This window comes from Xanthomonas sp. NCPPB 3959 (genome assembly GCF_056675575.1).
In genome coordinates, this window is record NZ_JBWWVR010000036.1 from 1 (window position 1) to 7,528 (window position 7,528).

Annotated in this window: 6 protein-coding genes; 2 read left to right on the top strand and 4 right to left on the bottom strand. The window is 59.7% G+C overall.

Annotation, left to right across the window (positions count from 1 at the left end; genetic code table 11):
• Positions 1–702 (bottom strand): LysR substrate-binding domain-containing protein (locus AC1KVG_RS21600; protein WP_481095780.1); only part of this gene is annotated, 702 nt, incomplete at its 3' end.
• A gap of 112 nt (positions 703–814) precedes the next feature.
• Here AC1KVG_RS21600 and AC1KVG_RS21605 point away from each other — a divergent pair.
• The gene (locus AC1KVG_RS21605; RefSeq protein ID WP_481095781.1) at positions 815–1,918 is read left to right on the top strand and encodes an alkene reductase; all 1,104 of its coding nucleotides are present in this window, start codon (positions 815–817) and stop codon (positions 1,916–1,918) included.
• 556 nt (positions 1,919–2,474) lie between these two features.
• On the opposite strand, the gene AC1KVG_RS21610 is transcribed toward AC1KVG_RS21605, so the two are convergent.
• On the bottom strand, positions 2,475–3,155 hold the full coding sequence (locus AC1KVG_RS21610; protein ID WP_481095782.1) for a LysE family translocator: 681 nt from the start codon (positions 3,153–3,155) through the stop codon (positions 2,475–2,477).
• Between the two features lie 82 nt (positions 3,156–3,237).
• On the opposite strand from AC1KVG_RS21610, the gene AC1KVG_RS21615 reads away from it, so the two are divergent.
• Positions 3,238–4,125, top strand: a complete 888-nt coding sequence (locus AC1KVG_RS21615) for a dihydrodipicolinate synthase family protein (protein WP_481095783.1) — start codon at positions 3,238–3,240, stop codon at positions 4,123–4,125.
• Between the two features lie 25 nt (positions 4,126–4,150).
• Here the strand turns inward: AC1KVG_RS21615 and pdxR are convergent, their stop codons facing one another.
• Both pdxR and AC1KVG_RS21625 read right to left on the bottom strand, forming a co-directional pair.
• Complete coding sequence (gene pdxR, locus AC1KVG_RS21620; protein ID WP_481095784.1) at positions 4,151–5,644, bottom strand: MocR-like pyridoxine biosynthesis transcription factor PdxR; 1,494 nt, start codon at positions 5,642–5,644, stop codon at positions 4,151–4,153.
• A 1,547-nt stretch (positions 5,645–7,191) separates the two neighbouring features.
• A partial coding sequence (locus AC1KVG_RS21625; RefSeq protein WP_481095785.1) for a hypothetical protein occupies positions 7,192–7,528 on the bottom strand: 337 nt, incomplete at its 5' end.

The following is a 7,528-nucleotide window of genomic DNA, read 5'->3' on the forward strand; positions in this document are numbered from 1 at the left end:
CGCAGCGTCGATGACAGCGTCGCCGTCATTCAACTGGTGCGTTCCTTGCGGCACAAAATCGCCGGCGGTCACCTTGTCGCCAAACCTCCAGCCAACAGGCTGGCCATTGCGGAAGCCGACGATGCTGCGATGCGCCTGCAGCTCCTTGATCGTGCGAGGAGCCCCGTGTGCAGCGAGATACGCGGGTGATGCACATAACACCAGCCGCTGGCGTCCCAGTTTGCGCGCAACTAGGCCACCGGAGTTCTCCAATCCGCCAAACCGAATCGTCAGGTCGATGCCTTCCTGGGCTGGGTCGATCAGATGGTCATTGAAAGAGAGCGTGTAATGGAGATCGGGATGCGCTGCGCCGATGCGAAGCAGGATCGGCAGCATGACGTGGCGGCCGAAAGACGACGGCATGTCCACACGCAGCCGGCCGGCAGGCAGTGACGACTGAGAGGCCAGGCTGGCTTCTGCGCTGGCGATCTCTTCCAACGCAGCAGCGCATGTCGCGAAATACGATTCACCATCTGCAGTGAGCGCGATGCGGCGCGTGGTGCGGTGGAACAGACGCACGCGCAGCCGCGCCTCCAGGCGGGCGATCGCTTTGCCTACCGCCGAGCGCGAGATCCCCAGCGACTCGGCCGCCTCGGTAAACGTCCTGGAACGTGCCGCGGTGACGAAAGTGACCAGCCCATTGAGTGTCTCGACAGGGAGCATCGGAAATCCTTTGGGGAATTGATGTCCCCAATGCTGGGACTTTCAGCACCTTTATGTGCATCGAAGTCAACCTTACCTTCTTTAGCCTGTCCCCACCAAATAGCCCTTCCCCATGACATCAAAGATCTTCCAACCTTTCGATCTCGGCGGCACCCAGCTGAGCAACCGCATCGTCATGGCACCGATGACCCGCGCCCGCAATCCGGGATGCGTGGCGAATGCATTGACGGCAACCTATTACGCCCAACGCGCGAGCGCAGGCCTGATTGTCAGCGAGGGCACTCCCGTCTCGCAGCAAGGCCAGGGCTATATCGATGTGCCCGGCATCTGGTCGCAGGAGCAGGTCGCCGGCTGGAAGGTGGTGACCGATGCAGTGCATGCCCGGCAGGGCAAGATCTTCGCCCAGCTGTGGCATGTGGGCCGCATGTCCCACACCTCGCTGCAGCCCGATGGCGCCGATCCGGTGAGCGCGAGCACGCGCCCGGTTGCATCCAGCTCCAAGAGCTATGCATTTATCTACCGCGAAGACGGAACGCGCGGGACGGCTGAGCCCAGCCCGGCGCGTGCGCTCGAGACCGAAGAAGTGCCAGGCATCGTCAGGGATTTCGAGCAGGCGGCCCAGCGTGCGATCGACGCAGGCTTCGACGGCATCGAGATCCATGCGGCCAATGGCTACCTCTTCGAGCAGTTCCTCAACCCGATCACCAACGACCGTGTCGACGCCTACGGTGGTTCGCTGCAGAACAGGGCGCGGCTCATTCTCGATACTGTGGATGCAGTGGCCGCGCGCATCGGCCCAGGCAAGGTGGGAATTCGCCTTGCACCGAACAATCGCCAATTCGACATGCCTGCGTACGCCGAGAGCGAGGCCAGCTACCTCTACCTGGCCGAAGAACTGGCCAAGCGTGAGCTTGCGTATGTGCATCTAAACGACAACCACGCAAACGGCTCGCCGGACATGAGCGAAACATTCGTCGCAGCGTTCAAGCGCACCTACGGCGGCACCGTGATCCTTGCGGGCAAATTGAACCTGGAACGCGCGGCTCGGTTGATCGATCAGGCGGTGATCGACCTGGCCGCGTTCGGCCAGCCTTTCATTGCAAACCCGGACCTCGTCGCACGCCTCCAGACAGGGACCTCGCTCGCGTCTCCGGATCGCGACACTTACTACGGCGGTGGTGCAGAGGGTTACACCGACTATCCGGTCGCAACCTGACGCACAAGCATCCACCTCTTCGATGCATCCGTCGGCGGCTGGCGCTGCGCGCTGCGAATCTCGGCTTATGTGGGATATCGCAGCGCGCATCGGTGTGATCTTGCGCCAGGCTGCACCGCGTGTGGAGATGGACTTGAGTGACGCTCCGCCCCTTGAGCTGGCGATACGCGTAATCGCCGGCGGCGCGTCGTCCACCAATCCTGCCCAAGTCGTGCGTCGTGGATGCCTTACGCAGACGCACGCGCTTTTCCGTTGACACGCGCCAGGAGCCAGAGCAAGTACAAAGCACTGCCGCGCCCGCCTTGGCCTACTTGGCTTATCGCCCCCCATTTTCCCACTGCTGCGCTATGCCCTGACAAGGCTAAGACGACCCGCGTCGGCAGGCTTGCACCCTGGCAGCGCGATGCGCTCAGCTCGACTTGCTTCATTGAGCAGCTTCGCCCCGCTCGCCTTCTCTCTGAATGTGCCCACCCAACAGCTTCTCGGCTTAGGGTTTGAATCCGATCTGCGCCATCACAGGAGTTTGGCTACTCGTCAATTTCTTTAGTTGCGGTAGCTAGACGTGGAAGTGGTTTCCCGCAGAGACAAGCAGGCTCATGCCAGTCAATAAAAAAACGATGGCGACAGCAGCTTGGATCGGCCTTCTAGCACGTACATATATGTGAGCGGGTGTAGGCATTGAGAACGCTATTGCGTACCCGCCGAACACGATGACAGAGATAACTGCACAGCCGGCAACGATCAACCACAGTGTGGATGGTACGGAACTGCGTGCCAGGCCGAGCGTAAGAACCGCTAGCCAGCCAATGACAGCCTTGGGATTGGCGAGATGCATCAGGACGCCCCGAGCATAAAGCGACGCCAGGCCGCTTGTCTCCGGGGAACCTTCGGATCCTTCATGAATTCCGCTTTGCCGCGTTGCGGAAATTGCCCGCCAACCGAGCCACATTAGATACATACCGCCGAGGATCTTCACGCTATCCAATACTGCGGGATGGCGCAAAAGCACAGCAGAAAGGCCTGTCGCCGCCAGCAGGGCCCAGGTCCACGAGACGGTGACCACGCCGGCGGCCAACGAGAGTGCCGCGTTTCGGCCACGCCTCAATGCCAGCTCAAGAATGGCCATGTTACTGGGACCTGGCGAGGCGATGGTGACAACGTATGCCACGTAGGCAGGTAAAAGCGCCTGTAACTGGTCAGAGAGGATCACAGCAGTGGGATGTTTGAAGTGGACCACTAGGGTTTCACCAAAATGGCCGTTTCAACAGGTCCATTAAGCGCTTAGCCTGGCAGGCCATTTAGTGCGTTGGAGTTCACCCATGACCATGACCGGACTGTGTGCCTTTCCCCTCACTCCGGCTGACGCTGATGGTCGTGTCGATACCGAAGGGCTTGCGCGACTGGTGGACCGTGCGGTCAATGGCGGAGTCGATTCGGTTTGCGTACTTGGCAGCACCGGAACCTATCCATACTTGGACCCCGCTCAGCGCAAACGGGCGGTCTCAGCAGCGGTGGAAGCGGTGAGCGGACGTGTTCCCGTGTTGGCAGGCACGGGCGCGCTACGTACCGACACGACTCTCAGATGCAGCCTCGATGCCATAAGCGTTGGCGCCGATGCGCTTCTCCTCGCGCCGGTTTCCTACACACCGCTAACCGAGGATGAGGCCTATCACCACTACAAGACGGTAGCTGGGCACGCTGACCGCCCGCTGATCATCTACAACAATCCGGGGACGACTAACTTTCAGTTCTCGGACCGGTTGGTGGAACGTCTAAGCAACGTGAGCGGCATCGTCGGCATCAAGAATCCCATCCCCGCCGATGCCGATGTCGCAGGGGAACTGGATCGACTACGCCCGCAACTTCCGTCCGAATTCCTAATTGGATATTCAGGCGATTGGGGCTGTGGCCGTGCACTGCTGCAGGGGGGAGATACCTGGTTCAGTGTCCTGGCCGGGATGCTGCCCACAGTAGCGTTGACGCTGGCCCGAGCTGCTCAGGCGGGCGATGCATTGGAGGTCGCGCGCCTTGACGAGAGGCTATCGCCGCTTTGGGCGCTCATGCGTCGTCATGGCAGCGTGCGGGTGATGTACTCGGCGCTGACCGTGCTGCCGATCGGAATCGCGCCGTCCTTGCCACCACTGCCTTTGCTACCACTATCGTCTGAAGTCACTGCAGAAGTGGAGTCGTCGCTAGCTGCATTGTGAAAGGCCAGGTCATCGAGGCCATAGGTCAGGTGCCCACTGGACATTCAGTGGGCATCTTTTCTAGCAGCGTGGCGAAACAACTGGCACTTCGCTGCAGCTGCTCAGGGCTGAAACCCCCAAAGCCCAGCATCACTGCGTTACATTTCGCGTGCGCACACATCGGCGAGATCGCCCGGACGGCCAGGCCCTGCGCTGCTGCAACGGCCGCCACTTTCGTGTCGCTGAGTTCTTGTGGCAGCCAGACAACCACGTGCATGCCTTGGTCGCTGGGTTCCAGCGTCGCCCAGGGCGGCAGTTCGCGTTGTAAAGCTTCCACCAGGGCAGAGTGCCGTTCTCCATATGCGATTCGAATGCGACGAAGATGGGCCTGGAAATGGCCCTCTCGGATGTACGCGGCCAAGACATGTTGCTCGGCGATAGGGGAGTGCCGATCCATCAAGAATCGAGCACCCGCAAACGCATCGACAAGCGGCTCTGGGACCACCGCATAACCAAGCCGCAGCGACGGGAACAGTACTTTGCTGAAGGTCCCTAAATAGACCGTATGTTGGGGCGCAAGTCCCTGCATTGCCGGAAACGGATGACCGCCGTATCGCAATTCGCTGTCGTAGTCGTCCTCTACAATCCAACGGCCATGGGTTTGCGCCCACCGCACCAAGCCTTGGCGCCTGGCCATGCTCAGAAGCATGCCGACCGGATACTGGTGAGATGGTGTCAGGAACGCCGCTCGGGCATCTGGCGCCTCGCGTAGCGCCCAGTTCAAATCAAAGCCTTCCCGGTCCACAGGTACCCGGCAGAGCGTGGCCCCCGCTTCCTCCAATACGCCGATCATGCCCGGATAGCCCGGGTCTTCAGCCCACACCGTATCGCCCCGTTCAAGCAGGATCCGGCTTGCCATAGACAAGCCCTGCTGAGTTCCGGCGGTTATGACAATCTGCGCGGCCGTGCAGAAGACAGCCCGCGAGCTCCGCAGATATTCTGCGATGGCTTGCCGAAGCTCCAGTACCCCCATCGGATCACCATACCCACTGGGTTGTGCTGCCTTAGTATTGCGGATGCGCGCGCCCACGCGACGCCAGTGGATGTCTGGCGCAACCGCATCTTCGGGGACGGAAATGGCGAAAGGCACCGACGGTGGCGGGGCTAGGGTTGCGGCAGCCGCTGCATACTTACCAGCTTGAACCGACAAGGCCGGAGCAAGCATCTTGGGCTCGACAGGCTGTCCCGATCGACGTGGCTCTGCCGGTGTATCCAAGCCTGCCCCGACGCACGTGCCGGCACCTGTACGCGCGTCCAGCCAGCCTTCCGCCTTGAGCTGGTCGTAAGCTTCCACCACAGTGCCCCGAGCAAACCCAAGCGCATTCGCCAGGGTTCGGCTCGACGGCAAGCGGTCGCCTGCCTTCAGCTCGCCTGCTGCGATAGCGGCGCGGAGCGCCTGTGCAAGATTGCGGCTGTTCGCTCCCCGACGGCGTATGAACGCGCCGAGTGCGGGAACGAGTTCGTGGGTCTTACGGCGCATGAAGAAATGTCATCGATATCCAGCTAGTCTCAGCCATTCTCACGCATGTGAGGACGGCTGCTTGTTTCACCGTGAGCATGCTTGAACCATAGTTCGGCAAGGGGCCGAACACCATAGATCGTTCAATGCTGCACAACCGTGGTCAGCGCGGGTCTACCTGCCTCGGCGCGGCTTGGACGGCAGCTCAGTGCGCTCCGGTTCCAACTCGGCCTCCCCCTTACCGGCTGACGAGCCCTCTTCGATCGTTTTCACGAATCGAGCGAATTCAAGTAACTGCAGCGGGACACGCAGGAGGATTACCGCCATGCTGATCCGCTCGCCGACTATGTCCGCAAGGATGGTTCCAAACTCGATAGCGTGTAGCTAGCACGCATCACCACACCGGTAATGCAACAGCTGCTTGAGACCGTTGCAAACCCACTCGCCTGCAGCCGGCGATAGCTCCATCCCACGGACAAGGCCAACCATCTATTTCGATACTTACGGCGAACACCCGCGTAGGAGTTAAGTCACTGCTACTGCAGGGAGAATCCAGCAGTTGGTGTACGCCAGGCAAAAGAGGAAGGCTTTCAAGATGCCTGCGCCTGACGCGTTCCAGGCCGTTCCACAGTTCGCGCACCAGCGTGGCAATCTAACGCCGCACACCAAAGGAAGCTTTTCTCGCTATCTCGCCCCAGCGCTCGCAGATCAAGAATCTGCAAAAGGCCTCGTCGCGGCTTCCCCATACCCATGACGCCGGAAGAGTGATTTTTGCGCGCTGAGCGGACTGGGAATCCGATGGTCAAATCATCACTCGACAGCGTATGGCAGCGGTCCATCCATGCGGCAGTGCGCGATGTCGTGATCGCGTCTGAGGAGCACTTCTCGTTGCATGGTTTGAAGCATCGAGGCATCGCCGACCCCGCAGGCAATCGAGGCGATATGCAAGATGCAGCAGGGTCAGTCTCGTCATCGACGATCGATCAGTACGACCACGAATTGCCGGTCGTGACGCTTCCATGACAGCGCTGGTTTTTCCCAACAATTTTCCCAAGCCAAGAAAAAAGCACTTGGGCGCGCGTCCAAGTGCCTAGCTTGATTGGTGCCCACCAGGATTCAAACTTTATATGCAAACCATTGTATTTTATCGTCTATTTAGACAAATCACACTGATCTGACTCGCAATTTGACTCACTTCTTGTGGAACCAAAAAAAAGGACACTGAGGGTTGGGCAAAGAGATCGTCATGAACGAACTTGCCATCCCTTAGAACCAAGTCTGGCGAGAGAGGGTTGGCTCTTGTCGATCACAGTCAAGATCACTCAATCGGGCCAGATCATCGAGCATGAGCAACATATCAGGCCTATCTATTTGATCTTAAAAGGGACAAAGCCCGAAAGAACTCACTGATACCCGCTCTTATACCCGCTAACTTGTTTGATACCCAAGCCGCTGGGAGTAGCGAGCAACACTGGACATATCTTCGCACGGGCTCGCTCGAGCTTTCGGGCTTGCATCTGCAACTATCCGTCGCTGCGGAACCATCGCTGGTCTTTGAAAAAAGCCATTCAGTAGCGGGCACCACGCATCAAGGTCAGCACGGCGCGCTCGACGTCATGCTGGAAGTCGTAGCGCAGCCTTTCCAGCTCCGGAAGCGCGATCACCTGTGCCGCGACATCGACCGGATTACTGAGCGGCCACAGCCCAATGATCAGCGGCAGCGCGTATTTGATCACCTGCTCGAATGCATCCACCGACATCTCTGGCAAGCGCGCGTGAAACGCCTGCGCAGCCTGTTGGCGCAACCCCAACAGGTTGAGCTTGAATTCGACCATGCGCTCGAACGACAACTTGCGCTCCAAAATCGACGGCATGATGCTTGTCAGCCGGCACAGCAACGGACGC

What these genes read in the sequence shown, in the direction of transcription:
- AC1KVG_RS21605 (WP_481095781.1), top strand. Translation starts at nt 815, where the DNA reads ATGACATCAAAGATCTTCCAACCTTTCGATCTCGGCGGCACCCAGCTG.
- AC1KVG_RS21615 (WP_481095783.1), top strand. Translation starts at nt 3,238, where the DNA reads ATGACCATGACCGGACTGTGTGCCTTTCCCCTCACTCCGGCTGACGCT.
- pdxR (WP_481095784.1), bottom strand. Translation starts at nt 5,644, where the DNA reads ATGCGCCGTAAGACCCACGAACTCGTTCCCGCACTCGGCGCGTTCATA.